The sequence below is a fragment of the Pannonibacter sp. CBAS1226 genome, from assembly GCF_055685825.1.
The window spans coordinates 1-23,750 of sequence record NZ_JBVOUO010000011.1; the positions used below are offsets into that span (position 1 = coordinate 1).

A 23,750-nucleotide genomic window follows, 5' to 3' on the forward strand; every position below is an offset into this window, starting at 1 on the left:
TCGTGGGGAGGGGTTAGGGGTGGGGGGAAGGCCTTTCCGGCTGGCAGAGTATCCATTGATTACAGCCCGTTTCTCCTCTCCAGCTTCTTCAGGAAAAGTTCGCCTTCTCAAACCCTTGCAGGCTCAGAGCCCCCCACCCCTCACCCCTCCCCACCAGGGGGAGGGGAGCGGAGGGGCCCTGCCATCATGCCTGTGCATTCCTCCTCCGTGCGTCCATTGTAAACACTGCCCCTCAAGGGGGAGAGGAGCTGAAACGCCGTGCTTTGATGCTGGAAAAGGTAAGCAGTTTCAGGAGTTTGCTTCTCTGGCTGAGGCCCCTCATTTCCCCTCCCCCTTGAGGGGAGGGGGACAGATAGGCCGTGCCGGGTCAACACCAACTACCGCCGTGAGCGCGAACATGAAAGCCCATCCGATGCCCCACCCGTCAGCAACAGCCCCACCGGAGCAGGAAGATCTCGAAGGCCTGCCCGGCAATGTGCTGATGTGGATCTTCATCCTCGGTGATGTTGCGGTGTTTGCCCTGCTGCTGGGCGGCTTTGGCGTGGCAAAGCTGCTGAACCGGGAGGCCTTTCTCGCCGGGCAGGCGCAGCTTTCCGGCACTGCGGCGCTGATGGAGACCTTTGCGCTCATCCTCAGCGGCTGGCTGGCGGCCATTGCGGTGGAGCGCCAGCGCCTTGGCCGCAGCATCCGGCCCTTTCTCGCCGGGGCAACAGGGTTCGGCAGCCTGTTTCTGGTGTTCAAGGCGGGCGAATATGCGCAGAGCCTTGAGGCCTTCAGTTATGAGGAGAGTTTCGCGCAGATCTATTACCTGCTGACCGGCTTCCACGCCCTGCATGTCATCCTCGGGCTGGTGCTGCTGCTGGTGTCCTTTGCCCGGTCACAGGCGCAGAACCTGCCGGATTTTATCCGCTACTGGCATTTCACCGACATCGTGTGGCTGCTGATCTTTCCCACGGTCTATATCCTGAGGTGATGCGATGAGAGCCCTGCACATCAGCGCGGCAGCCCTTCTGGTGCTGACCGCCCTGTCACTCCCCATCATCGCCCTCCCAGCCGGCGCCCTGCCCGCCAGCCTCGCGCCGCTGCTCTTCGCGCTCACCTTCGTCAAGGTCATGACCGTGCTGCTGGTCTTCGCCGAACTGCGCCACGCCGGGCGCGGCTGGCAGGTGGGGCTCGGCGGCGGCTTCGCCCTTCTCCTCTGCCTCCTCCTCGCCCTGCATCTTCTGGCCAGTCGCGGGCTGTGAGGGCTGCCGGGGCCTCAGCCGTTCCCCCTTGCCAGCTCGATCTCGCTGCGCAGCGAGCGGGTGAAATAATGCCCGAGCCAGGATCTGGGCATGTTGCGCATGACGATGTTGCGCAGGTGGAAGGCGAAGCGGCTCTGCGGAATGAAGACCGCCGCCATCTTGCGGCTGCGGGCCTGCAGGCGGGTGATGACGGGCCGCAGGCGGGCTTCGTGGCGGGCCAGCGCCTCCTCCACCGAAGCCGGTCCCGTCAGCGCCTCCGCCAGCATCTCCGCCGAGGCCAGCGCCATGCCCGCACCCTGCCCCGAGACAAGCGTGAGGCAATGGGCTGCATCGCCCAGCAGCATCACGCGCCCGCTGGACCAGCGCGGCAGGTCGATCATGGTCAGGCTGTCGATGACCGGGCGCGCGCCGGAGAGGCGCAGCTGATCCGTCAGATGACGGACCTTCGGATGGCTTTGCGCGCAGACCGTGGCAAGCAGGGCCGCCTTGTCCGCCTGCCGCTCCAGCCCCGGTGCCGCATCGCGCCAGACATGCATGGCCGCAAGGCGCCCATCGTTGAGGGAATAATATTCCGCCAGATGGCCCGGCTCGGCATAGGAGACGAAATCGGTGTCGAACTCCTTCGGCGCCTCAAGGTCATAGACGGCAAAATAATAGCCGAGCGGCTGCAAACATGCGCCATCGGCCCCGAAAAGCTGACGCCGCAGGGCAGAGCGCGCGCCATCGGCTCCGATCAACAGATCGCAGGTCAGCTCCTCGCCGTTGTCCAGCGTCACCGTGACCGGGGCCCCGTGATCCACGAAGCCCGCAATCTGCCGCGAGAAGCGCAAGGTGGCACTGGCCGGCAGCACATCCTGAAGCGCCTTGACGAGGGTGGTGCGGCGCACTGCCAGATAAGGCAGGTTCTTGATGAAATCCCGGTAGCGCAGGCGCAGGATCTCCCGGCCACGGCTGTCGAGATAGACATTCTCGTTGATCTCGTAGGCTTCTGCCGCCAGCCTGTCATGAATGCCCATCCGGCAGGCGGTTTCATAGCCCAGCCCGGACAGGCCGAGCATATAGCCATTGCCGCGCAGGTGCTCCGCCCGCTCGATGATCAGCGTGCGCCAGCCTGCCCGGTCCAGCCACCAAGCCGCCGCCAGACCGGCCACACCGGCCCCGGAAATGATCGCCAGGGGTCTGGTCATGAGGAGGACTTTCCGCTGATTGCCCCTTCAAGACGGGCGAGAATGAAAGGAACCGGCAGCGCCAGGGCCGCAGCCAGGGCGAAAACCACCGGAAAGCCGAATTGCCCGGCAAGCATGCCGCCGGAAAAACCGGCTACGGCACCGGTGAGCGCACTGGCCGACTGGACGAGTGAGAAATCCGCCCCCGGCTGATCCGGTGAGGCAAGCGCCATCAGGCGCGAGTAGCTGACCACAAAGCCTGCCGCCATCACCGCCATTTGCAGGACGAAAAGAGCGGAGAGCAGCGTGAGGCTGACCGGGCTCATGGCCGCAGCGAAGGCCAGCTGCCCGATGACAAGGATCTGCCCCAGCGCCACAAGCTGCATCGCACGGGGCGCGCCAAGCTTCTGCACCGCAAGCCCGCCGCCCGTGGTGCCGGCAAGCCCGGCGGCGACACTGCCGGCGCCGGTCAGGGTGCCAACCAGCTCAAGCGGCAGTCCCGCATCCACCAGATAAGGCCCGGCCAGCACCTGCACGAAGCGGCCGCCTGCCTCGAAAGCCACGATCATCGCAAGGCCGGCCTGCATGTCCCGCCGCCGCAGGGCAGCCAGCAGGCCGCCGCGCTCCCGCCTGCTTGCCGCAATCGGCGGTTCGCGCAGCAGCGCCAGCGGTGCGGACAGAAGCAGCACCAGAGCCGCCATCACGCCCGCCGCAACCGTCCAGCCGGACCCGGCATAGATCCAGACGAAGAGGCTGCCGCCCAGCACCATGCCGAGATAGCCGCCACCCACCTGCACCATGTTGCCCAGCCCCCTGCGGCCTTCGGGTACCCGTTCGATGAGAAAGCCGTCGCAGGCGGTGTCGATGGTGGCAGAGGCAAAGGCCATGACGGCCAGCAGCACCAGCATCACCGGCAAGCCATAGCCAGCGAGCAGGCCAAGCCCGGCCACCGCCGCTGCCGCAACCAGTTGACCGGCCAGCACGGTGAAGCCCGTCCGGCGCCCCCCATCGGCACGGATGCGCCAGCGCTCCACCGGCACGGCCCAGAGAAACTTGAAGGCCCAGATGAGCATGATCAGCGACAGAAGGCCGATATGCTCCATCGCCATGCCCGAGGCCCTGAGGGCTGCCGGAAGGCCAAGAAAGGTGAGGCCGCCGATAGTGCTCTGGGCGGTATAAAGCCCCCCTGCCGCGACAAGCACGCGCGGCAGGGAGAGAGTAGATGCGGCCTGCATGGGATCAGAATTCCTTGCGGAAGGTCAGGCCGAAGGTTCTGCCCTTGCCGAGCGTCGCCAGTTCGGTGCCGCCGGAGCCGATGTAGCCGGAGGTTCTGAAGCTCGTGTCCGCAATGTTCTGCACATAGAGCCTGCCGCTGAACCCGTCCTCACGGGCAAGGGAAAGGCTGGCATCAAAGGTGGCAAAAGCCCCCTGCCCTGCAACATTGGCCTCGTCGAAATAGCTCTGCGAGAAGCCGTGCACGGCCCCGTTTGCCGTCAGCGCACCACCGAAAATGCTGTCGCTCAGCAGGAAGGCCACGTTGAGATGACCCGTGAAATCGGGCGCATAGGGAATGCGGTTGCCGTCATAGGATGTGCCGGTGTAGGGGTCGGTGAAGTCTGTGAACTTGGACTTCCCGAAAGCCGCGTTGCCGGTCAGCGTCAGGCGGTTTGTGGCGCGCCATGTGCCTTCCAGTTCAATGCCGGTGCTTTCCGCCTCGCCCACATTGCGGATGAACTGCTGTCCGATCTGACCGACATAGATCTGCTTGTCGGACGAGCGGATATGGTAGACGGACGCCGCCAGGCTGGCCCGGCCATCCAGCAGATCGGAGCGGACACCGGCCTCGAAGTTCCACGCCGATTCCGGATTGTAGGGTGCCGCATCGATGGTAGAGGAAATGCTGTGGTTGAAGCCGCCCGGCTTGTAACCGCGCGAGACCACGGCAAAGCCGCGCAGATCCGGCGTAAACTGATAGCCGAGCGCCAGTTTCGGCTGCACGCTGGAGAAACTGGCCTTGCGGTTGAAATCAAAGCCCATGCCGGTGCTGTAGCTGTCGGCGCGGAAGGCATCGATTTCGGAGCGGTCATGGGTGGCGCGCAGGCCGCCGGTGATGTCAAGGCGGCTGGTGGCATGCCAGGTCAGTTCCCCGAAGGCGGCAAAGCTGTCACTGACCACGTTGTTGGTGGAATCGCCGTACCAGGGTGAAATCGCATCCTTCCAGCCCATGAAATCATTGTGGCTGTACCAGAGCCCGCCAACGCCGCTGAACCGCTCGCCTTCGTAAGCCAGCCGGAGTTCCTGCGAGAACATCTCCTCTTCCTGCGGCCAGGAGTAGCGCGTGCCGGGGCCTGCGCCGAAATCCCGGGTGACGTCGCTCTTCTGATAGCTGGAAACGCTGCTGAGGGTGACGTCACCCAGATGGTAGTTACCCTGCGCCGACAGGGTGGTGACATCCCGTGTCAGCAGCGGCACCGATCCATAGAGCGCGCTTTCATAGGTGCGGGAATTGACGCTGCCGGGGAAGACATACAGTTCCTCGTGGGAGCGCAGCTTCTGCTGCGCGAAGGAGATCAGCCCGTCGAAATCACCGCCTTCGGGCGCATAGCGCAAGGTGGCGCGGCCACCGCCTTCACCGGCAATGTTCACATTGTCCTTGCCGCTGGTGGCGTTATCGATGTCCCCGGCGAAATAGCTGTAATTCGCAGCGAAATCCAGGAACAGGGAACCGGGGATCACCGCAATCGTGCCGCCGGCTTCCGTGCCGGGCTCGTTGGGGGAAATGTTGCCCTGAATGTAGTAGCGGTTCTTGTCCGGCCTGCGGGTGATGATGTTGATGACGCCGCCATAGGCATTGGCGCCGTAGAGCGTGCCCTGCGGGCCGCGCAGAAGCTCCACCCGCTCCACCTCCCCCAAAGGCTGGGCGAAGACCGACGGCAGCTGCGGCACGCCGTCGATATAGACCTGAACCGTTGGATTGAAGTAATCCGGTGAGGACATGCCGCGCACGGTGACGTTGGAATAAACCCGGTTGCCGCGCATGCCGGTGGAAACGCCCGGGAACACCTTTTGCAGGTCTTCAACCGTGGCAATGCCTTGCGCCGCAAGCTCTTCACCGCTCACCGCCGTGACGGACATGTCGGCCTTGCCGAGTTCCTGCTCGCGTTTTGATGCGGTAATGGTGATCCGTTCCAGCTCAGTGGCCAGCTCAGTGGCTGTTGCAGCCTCCTGTGCCAGGCTTCCATCCAGCGAAAGCGCCAGTGCCTGCAGGCACACAGTTCCCATGAGAGCCAATTTTTGGCAACGCGGCATCTTGATCCCCTCGACCCGTCCAACTAAAACATGAGCTATCTATTCCACTTTTAAGGCGCCGGGCTAACGTTTTCAGGACAGGCTTTGACGGAATCGGGACTTCCACAGCCCTCCCACACAGGATGGACGGCACGACACTCATGAATTCACGGGCATGACGCGACAGGACGGCATCTCCCCCGCCCCATCAGCGGGGAACTGGAGAAAGACTGTGGACGCCGAGATTGACCTTCTCGGCTGGCGGGAAGCCACGCGGGTGGAACAGGCCGGCGATGACGTGACGGTCTACATGATCGACGTGGTGCCGCCGCGGGATCTCGTGTTTCACCCTGAGGGGCCTGCCACTTTTTCCCTCTCGGTGTTTCTGGATGGCGCAGGCACCCTGTCCGTGGACGGGGCAAGGCCGCTTGCCATCGCGCCGGGGACGGCCGTCTTCTTTGCCTGCGACCGGGTCACGCGCGGCGAGAACCATGTGCTGGGCGGACGGCGGCTGCAGATCGCCGACATCCGCGTGGAAAAACCCTTGCTGGAAAAGCTGGGCGGCCTCTCGCTCGCCCGGCTTGGCGGCGCGGTCATCACCGATCACAGCCTGCCGGATGAAGACGTGTTCCTGATCGGCTTCAGGGCCCCGCCGGAGCTTCAGGCCGCCGCCAGCGCCCTGATCAGCTGCCGCTATCCGGAAGGACAGCTCCGGCAGGTGCATCTCTACAGCAAGGCCATCGAGGCGCTGAGCATCGGCCTCGACGCGCTGACCCGCCAGCAGGCCGGGGAACGCCCCCTGAAGCCCTTGAGTGATGACGAGAAACGGCGGCTGGACAAGGCCGTCTCACTCATCGAAACCCAGTACAGCGAGGACTGGACCATTCCCCGGCTGGCGCGCGAAGCAGGGCTGAACGAGCGGCGGCTGAAGGAAGGCTTCCGCATCGCCATCGGCACGTCCGTTCACGCCTTCCTGCGCCGCACCCGGCTGGACGCAGCCGCCGGGCTGCTCGCCTCGGGCGCGAGCGTCACCGATGCCGCCTTTGCCACTGGCTTTGAAAACCTCAGCCATTTCAGCAAGGTGTTCCGGGAGGAAAAGGGCGTCCTGCCCAGCCGCTATACGGGGCGGTGAACCCTCACACCTCCTCCGGATCAAGGCAGAAGAGCGCATGGGCGATGCCCGCAGCGGGCGGGGCTGCATCAAGATGGGGCAGCAGGACTTGCGTGCCGGTGATGCCAAGGTCCGCCAGCTGGGCGGGGGTGCCGTGGCCGAATTCCAGATGTCCGCGCCCGATGATGCCGATCACCAGCGGCGGTTCCGGCCGGGCCCGCAGGGCGGCGATGCGGCAGGCGAAGGATCTGTCCCACACCTGCTGGGCGCGGACGAAACGGTCAAAGGCCGGATCATCGGGGCCCGCCGCCTTGCGGTTGGGCGCGCCGCCGCCGGTGATCTGGAACAGATATTGCCGGTAGGCCGGGGTGGCGGGCACGGCGGGGGTCAGCCCGTCACGGTTCTCTTCCGCGATGGCCTCCCAGCCCTCCTTGCCCACCTCGCTGACCAGCGCGCGGCGGCAGTTGAGCCCGTGCATGGGGATGGCAAACTGGCGGCAGAAGCGGAACAGCGGCAGGTACAGCTCTGCCGGAAAGCCCCAGACCGTGCCCCATTCCGCCTGTTCCAGAAACTCGGCCTCGCTCAGCTCCCCGGCCACCCAGCGGGCCAGAACCGGATCGAGCCTTGCGGGAAACATCTCGAAGCCCATGACGATGCCGGGCCGCAGCGCCAGAAGCCCGGCGGCCACATACAATTGCCAGCGGTGCTGGGCGGCCTTGTCATGCTGCTCGCCCAAAAGGACGGCGGGCGCGGAAGCCGCACGGCGCAGCACCTCCTGATGGCTGACGTGCACCGCACCTTCAGGCCCGCCTTCTGGCCCATCCGCTGGCGCCAGCCAGATGCCGGGACGGACGGGAGAGGAGTGCCCGCTCATGCGGCGGCCGCCGGGTGACGGATGGCAAGGGCGCCTGCTTCGCCGCCCGCGCCAAGCGCATGCTGCCAGCCGTCCGCCACTCTCCAGCCGCTGACGCTGCCGGCCTGCAGATGCAGGTGGAAGTGGCTGGTGATGATGTTGAAATAGCCGCTCATCGGACGGATGGTCTCCACCGGGCCGGTCCATTGCTGGGTGATGGCAGCGGTCTCGAAGCGGATCGCCGCCTCACCCCTGCCCGTCAGGCCCTCCAGAAAGGCCCCGCCTGCATCGCCCTCTTCTGCCGCTTCCGGCCCCGCCGGTGTGCCGGGATGTTCCGGGCGCAGGGACGGCAGGCGCAGGAAAGCGGCAAGGGCGGCGGCAAAGGGCGCTTCGCCCTCCATGCCGGTCACCGAGAACAGCACCTCTCCGCCAGAGCCCAGAAAATCAAGACGCGGATAGACCTTGTCCTTCATCACGGAAGACGTGTCGAAATCCACCGCCTTGATCAGGGGAAGGCGGATCTCGCTGTCATGGCAGACGCCTTCGATGCGCAGCAGATCCCTTTCGCGCACCACCCGCTCCACCGGCCCGATCCGCTCGTGCAGGCTGCCGCCAGACCGCACGATCACCATCAGCCGGTCCATCTCCGGCAGCAGCGCCAGAACGGCGGCGGGCGCCGCGTCAAGGCGGTGGCGTTTGATCTCTTCACTCATGCAAGGGCTCCTGTGGCGGATAATTCAGGCTCCGGGCGGGTATCAGCGTCCGGGGCGGTCAGATGCAGGGTCACGTAGTCCCCCAGCGCTTCGGGCGGACGGTGGGCGGCGCAGATGATCGTGGCACCGGGCAGCGCCGCCCGCAGCCGGGCCAGCAGATCCACCTCGCTGCGGGCATCAAGCGCGCTGGTCGCCTCGTCCAGAATGAGCACGGCAGGCCGGTGGATGAAGACCCGCGCCAGGGCAAGGCGCTGGCGCTCGCCCATGGACAGGCCCGCAAAGCCCTCCGCCCCCGGCAGATCCAGCGCGGCGAGCTTGTGGCCGAGGCCGGCCGCCCTCAGTGCCGCCTCGATGACCTCGCGCCCCACCTCCTCCGGCTCCAGCGGATAGGTGGCGGCGTGGGCAAGGCCCTCGGGGAAGACCCGCGGGGCCTGCGGCAGCACAAGGCGCGGCCCCTCGGGCATGGAAATGCGGCCCTCGCCAAAGGGCCAGAGGCCGGAAAGCGCCGCCAGCAGCGTGCTCTTGCCCACCCCCGATGGCCCGGCCACCCAGAGGCACTGGCCGGGGCGCAGCGCCACATCGGGAACCGGCGCCAGCCGCATGCCCTGCGGGGTGGAGAGCGCCACACCGCGCAGCGCCAGGCCGCCGCCGGGGGCAGGCCCGCGTGTGACCGCCTGCGGCACGCCCTCAGGCGTCTGCGGATGGCGCGCCAGCGCCAGCAGGCCATCCAGACGCTCCGACACGGCGGCGAATTCCGACAGATCCCGGTAGGAGAAGATGAACCAGCTGAGGGTCGTTGCGGTGGTCGAGAAGGCCTGCGCCAGCTGCATCAGCCCGCCGAGGGTCAGGTTCCCGGCGAAATAGACGGGCAGGGCCAGAAAGGTGGGAATGCGCAGGATCGTCTGCATATAGGGACGGACGAACAGGCCGAGGATGACTTCGGCGCGGATAAGCCGGTGCCAGTTGCGGCGGATTTCACCGAACCTGCGCTCAAGGCGGCGGCGTTCGGCTTCTTCGCCGGAGGATTGGGCGATTTCATCGGTGCCTTCGCGCAGCTGCACCAGCGCATGGCGGAAATCCGCCTCGCGCCGCTCCTGCTGGAACAGGAGCCCCTTCACCGGACGGCCCAGCAGGTGGGTCATCAGGCTCGACACCGCCACATAGAGGAAGGCGGCCCAGACCATGTAGCGCGCGATCTCCACATCAACACCGAACAGGGTGAAGCTGAGCGGAACAGCCGAGAGCGACCAGAGCACCGCCACATAGGAGACGAGCGCCACCACATTGGAGATCACGTCCAGCGTTTCGATGAGCAGCCGCTCGATGAACTTGCGGCAATCTTCGGCAATGCGCTGGTCCGGATTGTCCACCGGCTGCGCCGAAAAGCCGGGGCGCAGATGCCAGTAGGCCTTGTTGGCGAGCCAGGCCTCCAGCACGCAGGCGGTCAGCCGCTCGCGCAGGCGCATCTGCAGCCGCTTGCGCAGCCAGTCGCCAGCGAGGAAGCAGGCGGCGGAGGCGGAAATCAGCAGGGCAAAATGACCGACCTGAAGCAGCGCCTCCGCCGCATCCCGCTTTTCCAGCGCATCAAAGAAGGCCTTGTTCCAGTTGATGAGCTGCACCGACACCCAGACGGCGGCAAATTGCAGGCTGAGAACAACAGCATAAAGAACAAGCGCCACGGGCGCGCCGGGGCCCGACGCGGCAAGCCGCGTCAGGCGGAAGATACGGGCGAGAACTGTGCGCATGGGCTCAGAACTTCACGTTGAAGGCGGCGGAGAAGGTCCGCCCGGCGCCAGTCTGCAGTTCCAGCGGGTTCTGGCTGGCAACGGACGTGGAGGGGCGCAGGGTCATGCCCGCGGCGGAGGCCTCGAAATAACGGGTGTCGAAGACGTTCTTCACCCCCACATCGAAGGACGCCATCTCGCTGACCTTCCAGCTGGCAAAGAGATCCAGCAGGGCATAGCCGCCCGGCTTGAAGCCGTTGACTTCGCCCACCTTGTAAACGGGGCTTGCCAGGGTCGTCACCGCATCAAACGTCAGGTTGTAATCCGGGATCGCGTAACTGAGACCCAGCACCGCCGTCAGCGGCGGCAGCGTGTGCGGCGTGGTGTCTGCATCCGCCGAGACATTCTGGATGCCCTTCTGCCAGGACAGGCTGGCGGTGGCCGTCAGATCCCGCGTCAGGCTGTAGGCGCCCTCCACCTCGATGCCCCAGACCTGCACCTTGGAGAGATTGCGGTAGGTGTAGATGCTGGTGCCTGGCGGGTTGTAGAAGTTCTGGATGAAGTCCGTGTAGCGGGCATGGAACGCGGTGACGGCGACATAGCCGTTGTCGATCTCTGCCCTTGCGCCAGCTTCCAGCGAGCGCACATATTCGGGCTTCAGGTCCATTGCCGGGACAAGATCGAAGAAGCTGCCGGGAACGGAAGTGTAGAGCTGCTGGGCGGTCGGCATCTTGAAGCCCTCGCCATACTTGCCCCAGACGGACCAGGTCTGGTCCACCCGGTAGAGCGCGCCGAGGCTTTTCAGCAGCTCGTTGTCCTGCCGCACGAACGGTGGGGAGCCGGCCACCAGCTTGTAGTCGGCATCGGGCTTGGGCTCGATGCGGTAGGTGGCAAAGCGCAGGCCCGGCGTCAGCTCCAGCTTGCCGTCAAACAGGCCGATCTTGTCCTGCGCATACACATCCGCCCGGCGGGTCTGCGCATTGGCGAAGTTGAAGCCCCCTGCCCGCGCCTCGGTCACCGCGCCGGTGACGAGGTTGGTGGTGCGGTCGCGGCGGACATAGTCCTGCGTGGAATAATCCCCGTCGAAGCCGAAGGTCAGTTCATGCGACAGAGCGCCGGTGGCAAAGCTCTTGGTGGCCTGAACGTCGAGTTCGTAGAAATCTTCCGAATAGCCAAGCAGGTCCTCGGTCCGGTAGGCCTGCAGGGCGGCCGTTGTGCCGCGCTGAAGGCCACTGCGGTCATATTTGTGCGGGGCAAAGGCGAAGGAAGTCTTCAGCGAATCCAGCAGGCCGTTTTCCGGCGTCCACTGATGCTCGGCGCCGAAGCGGTGGCGCGTCAGCTCCAGCTTGCGGTCGTAGGAGGTGACCGTATTGCCATTGGTCTGGCGGCCGAGGGTGCGGGTGTAGTCCACATCCGTATCCCGGCGCATCATGTCGGCGGAGAGCTCCAGCCGGTGTTCGGTGGTGGGCGTCCAGACGAACTTCAGCAGGCCGCGGTAACTGTCCGTGCCCATCCTGTCGAGCTTGTTGCAGGGCAACTGTCCGGCGGCCAGATTGCGCGGGCAGCCATAGATGCCGCCATCGGCGCGGGCGTTGGAGAGCCGTGCCTCATGCCCCGACTGGCGGGACACCGCCGCCAGAACGGCAAATGTGTCCGACCAGCGCTGCGCAAACACGCCTGATACCGTGCCCGAGCCGTTGAGGCTGTCATAGGCCACCCGGCCCTGCCCGCCCATGCTGCGGCCCTTGAGCACGTCTTCCGGATCGAGCGTTTCCACCGCGACGATGCCGCCAAGGGCATCCGCCCCCCACAGCACCGAGGCCGGGCCGCGCACCACCTCGACCTGACGGACGAAGTTGAGGTCCAGATAGTCGCGGGTGCCATCGGTGATGCGCTCGGCGACGCGCGAGCCATCCACCAGCATCTGCACCCGGTTGCCGCCGACGCCGCGCACGATGAAGCCGCTGAAGGTGTTGAACGGATCGGTGGCGCTGGTCTGCCGGGCCACGGTGACGCCGGGCAGATAGCGCGTCAGCTGCTGCATGTCGGAAATGCCCAGCCGCTCGATATCCGCGCCGGTGACGACGGAGACATGCGCCGGAACATCCAGAACCGCCGTTTCCTGCCGGTCTGCGAACAGGGTGACGCGGCTGAGCTGGGTGATCAGCCCCTGCGCGTCGGCCTTGGCCTGCGCTTCGGCCGCCGCAGCGTCCGGCTGGGTGGCGGTTTGGGCGGCAGTTTGCGCAAGGGCCTGGTCTTGCTGCGCGCACAGGAGGGCGAGGCCGGCGCAGCCCGCCAGCCAGAGGGCTTTGCGCCCTTCGTATCTCGACATGAAAATAGCTCCCCGGCAGCTCCCCGCTGTGCGGATGGAGCCGGTCTACAGTGTGACTGCTTGCTTTGGGCTGGCTGGGAGAACGGCAAGGATGACGGCCGTTCATACAAACCGGGAAATATAAAACCTGATATTAAGAGTCAAGTATTAAATATGGCGCGACGATGACACCCGCCGGACCGGGCTTTCCACCAGCGCAAAGAAAAACCGCCCGGATGGCTGGCATCCGGGCGGTTCTGGATATCGGGCTTACGCAGGCTCAGAACCTCAGGCGGAAGCTGCCCTTGACGCTGTGGTCGGTGGCTTTGGCCGCCAGCTCGCCCTGATAGGCGAGCGTGAGGTCCAGTTTTTCCGTCATTGTCATCGAAACACCGGTGCCGATCAGCAGCGCATCGCGGTCCAGCGCCCGGCCACGGATGGCGAAGGGGTTGCCACCGGCCAGAACCATGGTCTGGGTTGCCGCAACATCGCCGAAGGCATGGCGCCAGGCGAGTTCACCCGTGAGCCGGACGGGAATGCCCTGAACCCCGGTCTGCAGCGCACCGCGCACACCCACGGTGGAGAAGGCGGTGTCCATCGCCTTGCCGCGCACGGTCAGCGCCGCACTGCCGCCGGTTTCCGTGAACTTGGCCCCGTCCTGATGCACCAGCGCCAGACCGGTGAAGCCTTCCACGAAGGCGCCCTGCATCACGCCGCTGAACATGTGGCCATAGGCCAGCTCGCCGAAGCCCTGCACCTGCCCGGTGCCATAGTCAGCCTTCAGCCGCTGCGAGATGCTGGCGAAGCTGACGTTGCGCCGGGTCGAGAAGTCCTGCCAGCTGTAGCTTGCACCGCCGCGCAGCGACACCGCGCCCCAGTCCGTGGCGGCAAAGTCATAGCTGCCGTAGAGGCCCGCATGATAGGCCGTCACGGTTGCGGTGGAGCCGAGCGGTTTGCTGTCCAGATAACTGCCCGTGTAACCGGCCATGATGCCGGCCATCGCGTTGTCCGTTGGCCGCGCCTCGATGCCCGCAACCAGCCCGCCCATGTTGCGGCTGAAGCCGAAGGCCGTGTCCGCCGCCCGTGCCCGGCCGAAGCTGCCAAGCGCCTCACCCCAGACGCGCGTGCCTTCGAAGGCAAGGTCGCCGCCCTCGAACCGCCGGTCGAACGCTTCCTGCGTCAGGCGCTTGAGGGCCGTGCCGCGCAGGATGGCGCTGTCTTCCAGCATCTGCCCGGCGGCGGAAGCATGCGCTTCGCCCGAGACCTGATTGAAGGCAGTGCGGGCGCCGTCTGCCGACAGGCCAGTCACTGCATCTTTCAGCTCAGACGCATTGGACAGGCTCTCAAGCCCCGAGGCCGCAGCGATCTCGTTGGGCGTGAGGCCCAGTTCGGCAAAGCTGATGTCGTTGCGGGTCAGCGTCAGCAGCACATCCGTCGCCGAATAGCTGAGCGCGGCGTCAAGGAAGGCGAAGTTGGTGCTGACCAGCGGATCGAAGCTGCCCGACACGCTGGAACCACTCAGGATGGTGTAGGTGGTGGAGGCGGAATAGCTGCCGCTTTCGGCCAGCACGCGCACGGATGCGCCGCTGTCGATGGTCACCGTGCCCGTGGCGATTACACGGTCGGACGTGCCATTGGCATTCACCTCCACCTCATAGACGGAGCCTGCCGCGAAGGACACGGGCCCGGCCACGTTGATGGTGCCGATGGAATTGCCCGGTGCAACAATGCCCCCGGACAGGACGGTCAGGCTGGCGATGGTGCCATTGCCCCCGAGAATGCCGGTCTGCCCGGCGCCGCCGCCCACGGACACCTGTGTGCCCGTCAGACCTGTACCGTCCAGCACCAGCTGCGCGTCGATGACGGACGTGGAGCCTGCGAAACTGCCCTCGAACTGCGCCTGGCCGCCGCCCGTGAAATCGATGCTGCCCGAACCGCTGATCGTGCCCGCCACCGTGTAGCTATCGGACCGGTTGAAGATCAGCTGGCCGTTGTTGACGATGGCGCCGGTGACTTCACCGCTGGTGCCGCCATCGCCGATCTGCAGCGTGCCGGACGAAATGAGGGTTGCGCCCGAGAGATCCACCCGGCCGGTGATCACCAGCGTGCCGCTGCCCGCCTGTTCCAGCGTGCCCGTACCGCTGATGTCACCGGCGAAGGTCACATCGTCAGACCGGTTGAACACCAGCGTTCCGTTGTTGACCACATCCCCTGCCCCGAGCGAGCCGGAGGTGTGGCCGTCGCCCACCTGCAGCGTGCCGGCGGAAATGGTGGTGCCGCCGGAATAGCTGCTGGTGCCGGTCAGATAAAGCGCGCCGCTGCCCGACTTCAGAAGTCCGCCGGAACCGGTGAGCGTACCGGTCAACTGCAGCTCTGTTCCGGTTGCCACATCAAACCGGCCGGCACTGTTGAAGACCATAGAGCGGCTGGAAGACATGTTGGCCGTCGAGGCCAGTGTGCCGCCGTTGAAGGTGAGGCTGCCGTTCGTGCCGCCGAGGTTCTGATCGCCAGAGACCGACAGCGTGCCCGCATTCAGCAACGTGCCGCCGGTGTAGCTGTTGGTGCCGGACAGGACGATGGTGCCCGCACCCGTCTTGCTGACGGCGCCGGAGCCGCTGATGCCGGTTGCGATGGTGGCCGTCAGGCCAGTGTCGATGCGCAGCTCCAGGCCGCCGGAGCCTGCCTCAAGCTGGCCCGTGCCTGACAGCGTGTAGCCATCGGTGGCGAATTGCAGGCCTGCCACGGTCTGGGTGCCCGACACGGTGACCGTGCCGCCGGAACTTCCCGCAAAGACCGCCGTCAGGCCGGCCCAGCTCGTGGCGACATTGCCCGCGTTGCTGGTCCAGTTCGCCGTGCTGCTGTCCCATGTGCCGGAGCCGCCGTTGACGGCGTTGTTCGCCGTAGTCTGCCCGCCGTTCCAGAACTGCAGGCCGGTGTAATCGGCGACGAGGTTCACCTCTCCCGGCGTGGCCAGAGAGAAGGTGAGTTCGTAGCCCGCAGGCACATCACCGAACACAAGCCCGTTGTCCGCCGTCAGCGTGCCGTAGTCGAACAGCCGGTAGGAGCCCGTGCCGAAGTTGCTGCCCGTGATGATGTTGAGAATGCCGTCGAGCGTCAGGCCATTGGTGACGGACACCAGATCGTTGACGCCGCTTCCCGCGACACCCGGCGTGTCCAGCTCGAAATTGAGCAGGCTGGAGTCATTCAGCACAAGGCTGCCAACCGTCAGCGTGCCGGGGCTGCTGCCCGGGTTGAGATTGCCGCCATCGAGCACCGTCACCGTGCCGCCAATGCTGCCGCTGCCGCCAAGCGTGGCGCCGGATGCGATGCTCACAGCCGTGTTGCCGAGCGAGCCTTCAACCTGAAGCGTGCCGCCGGAGACGGCCGTCGCACCGGTGTAGGTGTTCGCGCCGGACAAGGTCAGCGTCCCGGACCCGCTCTTGGCCAGAGTGCCGGTACCGCTGATGGGCATGTCGAGGCTGAGGCTGCCGGTGAAGTTTGCCGCAATGGATCCTGCGCTGTCGATGGATGCTGCCGTCAGCGTGCCGGCCTGCCCGCCGGTGCCAAGCCGGATGGCGCTGTACTCGTCCACGGAAATGCCGTTGGTGACCGCCACCGTGCCGCCATCCACAACGGTCAGGTTGTTCGTGCCGCCCTGCCCGATGCCGATGGTCAGCTTGTCGGCAATGGTCCAGCTGCCCGTGCCGCCGGACACGGTGACAGAGCTGCCGGACAGCCCGAGAATCTGGGCCTGGCCCTTGCTCTCCATCTGCCCGCCGGCAATCGTCAGGGTCGAATTTCCGGTCACGCCAATCTGCGTGTAGTCATTGGCGGTGACGGTCGAACCGCCGGAGACTTCCATGACGCCTTCAACAACGAACATCTGTGAGGTCAGGCTGCCGCCATTTTTGATGTGGAATTGTCCGGCGTTCATGATGAAGTCACCGCCTGCGGAGAAGGCGCCGCCGTCAAACTCCAGGATGCCGCCTGATATCCTCAGATCAGCATCTACCGCGTTGCTGGCCCCGGTCAGAACGAGGATGCCAAGACCACCCTTTGCAAAAGTTCCGGTGCCCGAGATGGTGCCCGAGAAGGTGTTGGTGACGGCATCCGCGACGGAAACCGTCAGAGTGCCATTGCCCAGCACAACATCACCAGCACCGGAGAGGCCACGGATCTGATTGGTGACGCCATTGGCCGTCTGCAACGTTGCACCGGACGCAACCTCATAGCTGGACTCATTGGCCAGCGCACTGCTTGCCGCAACGAGAAGCGTGCCCGCAGCAATGGTCGTCGTGCCGGTGTAGCTGCTGGTGCCGGACAGGGTCAGCGTCCCGGCGCCGGTCTTGATGAGGGAGCCGCCGCCGCTGATGGTGCCGCTGAACGTCACCGCATTGCTGACGGCATCAACGGTGCCGGAACTGGCCCCGAGGGTGACGGCATTGTCGATCGTCGTGGCGCCGGTGACGGCCAGCGTGCCGCCGTTCAGAACCAGCGCCCCGGCCCCAAGGTTGCCGTCCGATGCAACGGAAAGGGTGCCGCCGGAGACTGTCGTCGTGCCGCCGTAGGTGTTGCTGCCGGACAGCGTCAGCGTGCCTGTGCCGCTCTTGACCAGCGCGCCGCTGCCCGAAATGACGCCGGAATAGGCCGAAACGCCGGTGCCGCCGGCCGTCAGGGTGTTGGCATTGAGATTGAGGTTGCTCGACCCCGACAGGGAGCCAACCGTTTCACTGCTCTGCAATTCGGCCGTGCCGCCGTTCAGCGCCAGTTCCGCAATGTCGGCCACTGCATTGCCGCCTGAGAGGATAACATGGCCGGCGTCGACCGAGATGCCGCCGCCATTGGTGTTGGTTCCGGATAATGTAAGTGTACCAGTACCGCGCTTGATCAGTGTTGAAGGTCCGGACAGGTTGCCGGAGAACGATGTGGAATCGTTATTGTTAGTGGCCAGAGCACCATTGAGAACGACGCTGCCGCTTCCCGAAAGCGATCCTACATTCTCGCCAGTGTCGACCTGAAGCGTCGCCCCGCCACTTACGATCACTTGGCCATGGTCATAAATGGCAAGGCCATTAGAGATTACCAGCGTTCCGCCGCTGACCGTCGTAGTGCCGGTGTAGGTGTTCGTGCCGGAGAAAGTCAGCGTGCCGGTGCCGGCCTTTTCAAAATTTCCGTCCCCCTGAAGGGTGCCGCTCCAGACGGTGCTGCTATTGTCAGCATTGCTGACCCACGTCTGTCCGGCGGAAACATCGGCTGTGCCGGTCCCGGAAAGGTTCTGCGCCTGGGCCGGAAACACGCCCAATACCAGCGTCAGCGAGGCTGCAGACCATGCCTGCTTCGAGCGCAGGAGAAAAAATCGATGCTGCATGGTCCACCTGATCCGGATACGTTGCCCGTTCAGGTAGCATCACCGACGTGGACAGTGCTTGATATTTCTTGCGGTATCAACGCAGCGGCACAAGCCTGGGAACAGCCATGACTGCACTGTGATCGGAAGATCATTCCTGCCATCCATTTTCAGCAATTGCTGTATCCCTTCCGGTGTTGGGCAGAGCGGCACCAAAGGCTTGAGGCGAAAGTGAACCTATTGAAAACACTGGAAGAGGCAATCCGCGACGAGCAGCTCCTCACGGCCGGCTGGCCGACAGAGAAGGGGCAGAAGCGCACCGTATTCCCCCCTGTGATGCTGGAGGACCCGCGCATTGCCCGTGCCGTCCGCTTTCTCGAGCGCACGCCTGCCGGGCGGATCGTGCTGGAGGATGTGGCCGCCGACGCGGGCCTCAGCCCCTTCCATTTTCAGCGCGTCTTTCAGGATGTGATGGGGGAGAGCCCTTCGGCCTATATGCGCCGTATCCGGCTGGACCGGGCTGCGATGAACCTGCAGATGAGCCAGCTTCCCATCACCCGCATTGCCTTTGATGCGGGCTACTCCAGCCATGAAGCCTTTGTGCGCGGCTTTTTCACCCAGTTCGGTTCCGTGCCTTCGGAGTTCCGCCAGAAGGCACAGAAACTGCTGCCGGCGGCCTCGGGCATTGCTGCTCCGCCTGCCGTGCCTGTGGTGACCCAGCGGCGCCAGCCGGTCAGGCTGCTGGCCATGCGGTTTCATGGCCCCATGCCGCAGTTTCAGGAGCATTGGCAGCAGTTCAAGGCCTATCTGCAGGACAAGGGGCTGTTCCGCGAGGATTTGCAGCCCGTCAGCATCTTTTTCGACTCCCCCATGATCACGCCCCCCGGCCTTTACCGGCATGACTGCGCAGTGATCGACACGGGGCAGGACTGGTCCGGCACCGGCCTTTACCCGCATGTCTTTCCGGAAGGGCGCTACGTCAACATCCGCCATACCGGGAGCTATGACCTCGTTCTGGCCACCTATGCCTGGATCAGCATCGACTGGATCAACCAGACCGGCGAAGCCTTCGCACCCGACAGCAACGGCGGCTACGAGTTCTACCGCACGGCCCCGTGGGATCCCGCCGGCGGCAGTCAGGATCTCGATATCGTCCTGCCCCTTGAATTCTAGCCCTGCGGCAAACCTTCGCAGTTTACCTGACTTGAATTAGTTTCGGAGATTCGAAACTATTACCCCTCGCATCGGGACGCCTCCACGTGGCTGCCCTGTGCACAGAGGGGCCGGATATGGACGAGACTGCCGTTGCCAGCGTGAAGCATTCACGGCTGGAGCATTTTCCCATCACCTTTTTCGCCACGGGCATGGGCATGATGGGCCTGACGCTGGCCTGGCGCGCGGCAGAGGCCGCCTTTGGCTGGCCGCATCAGGTTTCCGGGGCGCTGCTGGCGCTGTCCATTGCCGGGCTTGCGGTTGTCAGCCTGTTCTATGGGGCAAAGCTGCTGCGTCATAGCGCCGATGTGGCCGCCGAATGGCGCCACCCGGTGCGCATCGCCTTCTTTCCGGCCATTCCCATCTCGCTGCTGCTGCTCGCCGCTGCCCTTGCCGAGCCGGCCCCCCTCATCGCCACGGCCATCTGGCTGCCCGCCACGGCCCTGCAGGGCGTGCTGGCGCTGTCGGTCGTCTCCGCCTGGATCGGCCACCGCCCCTTCCAGCACCAGACCCTGACGCCCGCCTGGTTCATTCCGGCAGTGGGCAATGTGGTGGTGCCGCTGGCTGGCGCGCGGCTTGGCTACATGGAACTGTCCTGGCTGTTCTTTTCCGGCGGGCTGATCTTCTGGATCGTGCTGCTGACGCTGGTGATGAACCGGCTGATGTTCCACGATCCCCTGCCCGGCAAGATGGTGCCGACGCTGATGATCCTCGTCGCGCCGCCCGCCGTTGCCTTCACCGCCTGGCTGCGGCTGACGGGTGAGCCGGGCCATTTCGGCCACTTCCTGCTGAGCTCCGCCTATGTCTTTGCGCTGGTGGTCGCCACGCAGGCCGGCAGGCTGCGCAACATGCCCTTTGCCCTGTCCTGGTGGGCGCTTTCCTTTCCGCTGGCCGCCCTTGCGATTGCCAGCTTCGGCTATGCGGGCGCAGTTGCTTCGCTGGCTCACAAAATCATCGGTGCCGGGCTTCTGGCCCTGCTCACCATGGTGGTCATTGGCCTTGTCTGGAGGACGGCAGGGGCAATCAGAAGCGGCACCATCTGCGTGCCTGAGTGAGGTTCATACCGGGCGGAAGTCCGGACTGAACAAGCCCGTGCGGCGTATGAGCAGTTTCAAGGCGTGATGCGCCTGCATCTCAGACGCCTTGGTAAAAAGGGGGGAACATGAGCAAAAACAAGCATTTCACACTGAGCCGCCGCAGCTTCATGGGGCTGGCGGGTGCCGCCGGGGCCACGGCCGTTCTGGCCGCGCCCGGCAAGGCACAGCCGGTCAGCACCAAGGCCCGCATCGTCATCATCGGTGCGGGGGCTGCGGGCACGGCCCTCGCCAACCGGCTGGTAGAGCGGCTGAACGGCGCCAGCATCACCATCATCGACGCCCGCGCCGAGCACATCTACCAGCCGGGCCTGTCGCTCGTCGCCGCCGGGCTGAAACCCGCCTCCTACACCCTGTCGCGCACCAGCGACTGGCTGCCGAAGGGCATCACCCTGATCACGGACACGGCCGCTGCCGTTGATCCGCTGTCGAAGGTGGTCTCCACCACCGGCGGGCAGACGGTTGCCTATGACTTCCTCGTGCTCGCCCCCGGCCTGATGCTGGATCACGACGCCATCGAGGGCTTTTCGCTGGATCTGGTCGGCAAGGACGGCATCGGCGCCCTTTATGCCGGGCCGGACTATGCGGCGCGCACCTGGGCAGCCGCCTCCACCTTTACTGAAAAGGGCGGTATCGGCCTCTTCACCCGCCCGGCGACGGAGATGAAATGCGCAGGCGCACCGCTGAAGCACACGTTCCTGATCGACGACATCGCCAGCCGGGGCGCAGGCCGCGGCAAGTATGAAATCCACTATGCGGCCCAGAACAACGCGCTTTTCTCCGTGCCCATCGTCTCGGAAAAGGTGCGCATGCTCTTTGGCGAGCGGGGCATCAAGACCCATCACAGCCATGTGCTGAAGAAGGTGGACCCGGGCCGCAAGCTGGCCACCTTTGCCGTCACCGCGAAGGACCCGGCAACGGGGGAAAATGTCACCTCGCAGCATGAGATGCCCTATGACTACCTGCATGTGATCCCGCCGCAGCGGGCGCCGCAGTTCATCCGCTCCTCCGGCCTGTCCTGGGCGGACAAGTGGACAGATCAGGGCTGGGTGGAATGCGACCAGAAGACCCTGCGCCACCTGCGTTTTCCGGAAATCTTCGCCCTTGGAGACGTGGCGGGCGTGCCGAAAGGCAAGACGGCGGCTTCCGTGAAATGGCAGACGCCCGTGGTGGAGGACCATCTCGTCGCCGCCATTTCCGGCAAGGAAGGCACCGCCACCTATGACGGCTACACTTCCTGCCCGCTGATCACCCGTGTTGGCCGGGCCATGCTGGTGGAATTCGACTACCGCGACAATCTGGTTCCCTCCTTCCCCGGCCTGATCGCGCCGCTGGAGGAACTGTGGATCAGCTGGCTGATGAAGGAAGTGGCGCTGAAGGCAACCTATAACGCCATGCTGCGCGGCAAGGCCTGAGGGAGGAGACATCATGAAGGAACTGACGTTTGGGACTCTCCTCGCCGTTTTCGAGGAAATCTTCGGCCGCGGCCTGTTCTGGGTGATGGTCATCGTGGCCGGCCTCATCACCGCCGCCTATCTCTATGTGCTGATCCGGGACCGGGCGCTCTCCATGCGCAAGTTCCTCTAGGCACAGGTTTCCATGCCCTTCGGCGCGGTGGCTGCGGTCTGGTTCGTGCTGGGCGTCACCAGCTCGCACATGCGTGACATGGGCGGCCCGGTGGATATCATCGTCCTGCTCGGCGTTGCCGTGCTCGGCGCCGTCGGCGCGGCCATTCTCGTCTACACCGCCCAGTCGCTGATCCGGGGCGAAGGCGCGCGGTGAGGAAAAGCGGTTTGGAATCGCTCCAGAATTGACCGAGGTCAAACAGGTCTGCGTGGCGTCAACGTAGCCTGTTTCTGGAGGGGTTCCAAACTGCGGAGAATAACGATGACGCGTAGTTTACCCGCCGCCATGCTCGCCATGGTGCTGCTGTCCGGCGCTGCTTATGCCGATGACTTGCGGCAGACGGCACTGGAAATCTTCAAGCCCCTGCCCTCCACCATTCCGGCGCTGAAAGACAATATCGTCACGCCGGAGAAGATCGAACTCGGCAAGGCGCTGTTCTTTGATCCGCGCCTGTCGGCTTCGGGGGTCTTCTCCTGCTACTCCTGCCACAATCTGGCAACGGGCGGCGATGACAACATGGAGACCTCGGTCGGCCACGGCTGGCAGAAGGGCCCGCGCAACTCCCCCACCGTGCTGAATGCGGTGCTCAACGAGGCCCAGTTCTGGGATGGCCGCGCGGAAGACCTGGCCGCACAGGCCAAGGGGCCGATCCAGGCCGGTGTCGAAATGGCCAACACCCCCGATCAGGTGGTGGCGACGCTGAACTCCATGCCCGCCTATGTCAGCCAGTTCAAGGCTGCCTTCCCCGGCGATGCGGATGCTGTCAGCTTCGACAATATGGCCAAGGCCATCGAGGCCTTTGAAGCGACGCTGATCACCCCTGCCCCCTTTGATGCCTGGCTGAACGGCGATGACAACGCCCTGACGCAGGAAGCCAGGGCCGGGCTGGAGCTCTTCATCGACAAGGGCTGCTCGGCCTGCCATTCGGGCGTCAATGTGGGCGGACACGGCTACTATCCCTTCGGCCTGATCGAGAAGCCGGGTTCGGAAATCCTGCCCCCCGGCGACAAGGGCCGCTTTGCCGTGACCGAGACGGTGGGCGATGAATATGTCTTCCGCGCCTCGCCGCTGCGCAACATTGCCCTGACCGCGCCCTACTTCCATTCGGGCAAGGTCTGGGATCTGTCGGTGGCGGTCGAGATCATGGCCGAAAGCCAGCTCGGCGAAGCGCTGAAGCCGGAAGAAACGGCGCAGCTCGTCGCCTTCCTCGACAGCCTGACCGGCAAGCAGCCCGTGATAACGGTCCCGATCCTTCCGGCAGAAACGGCAGCAACGCCGCGGCCGGTGACCGAGATCCGCTGATTAACGGTTGATTAACCATCCTCTTGCGCCAGAAGGCGCCCGGCCCGCCGGGCGCCTCGAGGCGATGACAAAGCAAGAGTTCTCCTCTTTCGTCATGGCCGGCCGAGTCCCGGCCATCTACAAGCCTTTGATTTGTATAGATCCTCGGCACAAGACCGAGGATGACGATGGAGAGGCCGAAGGTTTGTCAGCAGTCTGAGGCGTCCGGCCCGCCGGACGCCTTGAGTTTTTTCCCTGCAGGGCTCCGGATGGCACGGCACGGTCCACGGCATCGTGAAGGCCCGAGTGCTGGACTTTACCCCCACCCCTGCCCTATCGTGCTGTCATGCTACGCTTGGTGATGAACCTGCTTCTTGCTGCCGCACTGGTGCTTTCGCCGCTGGTGGCGCTGGCCCATGGCATGGCGCAGGATGGCCAGAATGCAGGCCTGAACACGGGCCACCAGATGGGCCAGCATCACCGGATGGCCATGGCCGCAATGGACCATGCGCAGGCAGGGCACGCGGGCCCGTATCACGGCGCAGCGGAAGCCGCCGTTGATGACCCGGCCAGCCTTGCCGCCTGCGCCAGCGCCTGTCTTCTGCTCGCCTCCTTCGCCCTTCCGGCCCAGCCTGCCGCCCTGCCCTCTGTGCCCGTGCAAACGCATGAGGGCACCTCCGTGCGTCTCCCCTCCCCCACCGGCGCCGCGCCGCCACTACAGCCGCCCCGCGCTCTTTCCGCCTGAACCGGCCGGAACTGCCGGCCATTCAACATAAGGGA

16 protein-coding genes and 1 pseudogene are annotated in these 23,750 nt (G+C 65.1%); 9 read left to right on the forward strand and 8 right to left on the reverse strand.

Annotated elements, in window-relative coordinates:
* Positions 1 to 397 precede the first annotated feature (397 nt).
* Positions 398 to 973, forward strand: coding sequence for a cytochrome c oxidase subunit 3 (locus AC0CMF_RS22060; RefSeq protein WP_374631108.1), 576 nt, complete (start codon positions 398 to 400; stop codon positions 971 to 973).
* A gap of 4 nt (positions 974 to 977) precedes the next feature.
* The gene (locus AC0CMF_RS22065) at positions 978 to 1,244 is read left to right on the forward strand and encodes a cytochrome C oxidase subunit IV family protein (RefSeq protein WP_374631110.1); all 267 of its coding nucleotides are present in this window, start codon (positions 978 to 980) and stop codon (positions 1,242 to 1,244) included.
* A gap of 14 nt (positions 1,245 to 1,258) precedes the next feature.
* Here AC0CMF_RS22065 and AC0CMF_RS22070 read toward each other — a convergent pair whose 3' ends face one another.
* From AC0CMF_RS22070 to AC0CMF_RS22080, 3 genes are read right to left on the reverse strand one after another with little or no spacing between them, the layout of a single operon-like run.
* Complete coding sequence (locus AC0CMF_RS22070; RefSeq protein WP_374631112.1) at positions 1,259 to 2,431, reverse strand: FAD-dependent monooxygenase; 1,173 nt, start codon at positions 2,429 to 2,431, stop codon at positions 1,259 to 1,261.
* Complete coding sequence (locus AC0CMF_RS22075; protein ID WP_374631114.1) at positions 2,428 to 3,645, reverse strand: MFS transporter; 1,218 nt, start codon at positions 3,643 to 3,645, stop codon at positions 2,428 to 2,430. Before AC0CMF_RS22075 ends, AC0CMF_RS22070 begins: the two co-directional genes overlap by 4 nt.
* Before the next feature lie 4 nt (positions 3,646 to 3,649).
* Positions 3,650 to 5,692 carry a TonB-dependent receptor gene (locus AC0CMF_RS22080; protein ID WP_374631116.1) on the reverse strand — a complete coding sequence of 681 codons (2,043 nt, stop codon included), beginning with the start codon at positions 5,690 to 5,692 and terminating at the stop codon, positions 3,650 to 3,652.
* 238 nt (positions 5,693 to 5,930) lie between these two features.
* Between AC0CMF_RS22080 and AC0CMF_RS22085 the strand changes: the two genes are divergently transcribed.
* Complete coding sequence (locus tag AC0CMF_RS22085) at positions 5,931 to 6,830, forward strand: helix-turn-helix transcriptional regulator (protein ID WP_244274543.1); 900 nt, start codon at positions 5,931 to 5,933, stop codon at positions 6,828 to 6,830.
* Between the two features lie 4 nt (positions 6,831 to 6,834).
* Here AC0CMF_RS22085 and AC0CMF_RS22090 read toward each other — a convergent pair whose 3' ends face one another.
* From AC0CMF_RS22090 to AC0CMF_RS22110, 5 genes are all read right to left on the reverse strand, one after another.
* The gene (locus AC0CMF_RS22090; RefSeq protein ID WP_374631119.1) at positions 6,835 to 7,683 is read right to left on the reverse strand and encodes a ChaN family lipoprotein; all 849 of its coding nucleotides are present in this window, start codon (positions 7,681 to 7,683) and stop codon (positions 6,835 to 6,837) included.
* Positions 7,680 to 8,375, reverse strand: coding sequence for a hypothetical protein (locus AC0CMF_RS22095; protein ID WP_374631121.1), 696 nt, complete (start codon positions 8,373 to 8,375; stop codon positions 7,680 to 7,682). Before AC0CMF_RS22095 ends, AC0CMF_RS22090 begins: the two co-directional genes overlap by 4 nt.
* Positions 8,372 to 10,120, reverse strand: a complete 1,749-nt coding sequence (locus AC0CMF_RS22100) for an ABC transporter ATP-binding protein/permease (RefSeq protein ID WP_374631123.1) — start codon at positions 10,118 to 10,120, stop codon at positions 8,372 to 8,374. Before AC0CMF_RS22100 ends, AC0CMF_RS22095 begins: the two co-directional genes overlap by 4 nt.
* A gap of 4 nt (positions 10,121 to 10,124) precedes the next feature.
* On the reverse strand, positions 10,125 to 12,431 hold the full coding sequence (locus AC0CMF_RS22105) for a TonB-dependent hemoglobin/transferrin/lactoferrin family receptor (RefSeq protein WP_374631125.1): 2,307 nt from the start codon (positions 12,429 to 12,431) through the stop codon (positions 10,125 to 10,127).
* Positions 12,432 to 12,690: 259 nt separating this feature from the next.
* A complete protein-coding gene (locus tag AC0CMF_RS22110; protein WP_374631127.1) occupies positions 12,691 to 17,778 on the reverse strand; it encodes an autotransporter domain-containing protein in 5,088 nt (1,695 codons plus the stop codon).
* 210 nt (positions 17,779 to 17,988) lie between these two features.
* Here AC0CMF_RS22110 and AC0CMF_RS22115 point away from each other — a divergent pair, with 210 nt between their 5' ends.
* The 6 genes and pseudogenes from AC0CMF_RS22115 to AC0CMF_RS22140 all read left to right on the forward strand — a co-directional run bounded on the left by AC0CMF_RS22115 (position 17,989) and on the right by AC0CMF_RS22140 (position 23,715).
* Positions 17,989 to 18,930, forward strand: coding sequence for an AraC family transcriptional regulator (locus tag AC0CMF_RS22115; protein WP_374631128.1), 942 nt, complete (start codon positions 17,989 to 17,991; stop codon positions 18,928 to 18,930).
* A gap of 116 nt (positions 18,931 to 19,046) precedes the next feature.
* Positions 19,047 to 20,024, forward strand: a complete 978-nt coding sequence (locus AC0CMF_RS22120; protein WP_374631130.1) for an SLAC1 anion channel family protein — start codon at positions 19,047 to 19,049, stop codon at positions 20,022 to 20,024.
* A 107-nt stretch (positions 20,025 to 20,131) separates the two neighbouring features.
* On the forward strand, positions 20,132 to 21,478 hold the full coding sequence (locus AC0CMF_RS22125; protein ID WP_374631132.1) for an NAD(P)/FAD-dependent oxidoreductase: 1,347 nt from the start codon (positions 20,132 to 20,134) through the stop codon (positions 21,476 to 21,478).
* Positions 21,479 to 21,491: 13 nt separating this feature from the next.
* Positions 21,492 to 21,845: pseudogene (locus AC0CMF_RS22130) on the forward strand (DUF5368 domain-containing protein).
* 129 nt (positions 21,846 to 21,974) lie between these two features.
* On the forward strand, positions 21,975 to 22,991 hold the full coding sequence (locus AC0CMF_RS22135) for a cytochrome-c peroxidase (RefSeq protein ID WP_099052182.1): 1,017 nt from the start codon (positions 21,975 to 21,977) through the stop codon (positions 22,989 to 22,991).
* 340 nt (positions 22,992 to 23,331) lie between these two features.
* Positions 23,332 to 23,715 carry a hypothetical protein gene (locus tag AC0CMF_RS22140; protein ID WP_374631134.1) on the forward strand — a complete coding sequence of 128 codons (384 nt, stop codon included), beginning with the start codon at positions 23,332 to 23,334 and terminating at the stop codon, positions 23,713 to 23,715.
* Positions 23,716 to 23,750 lie beyond the last annotated feature (35 nt).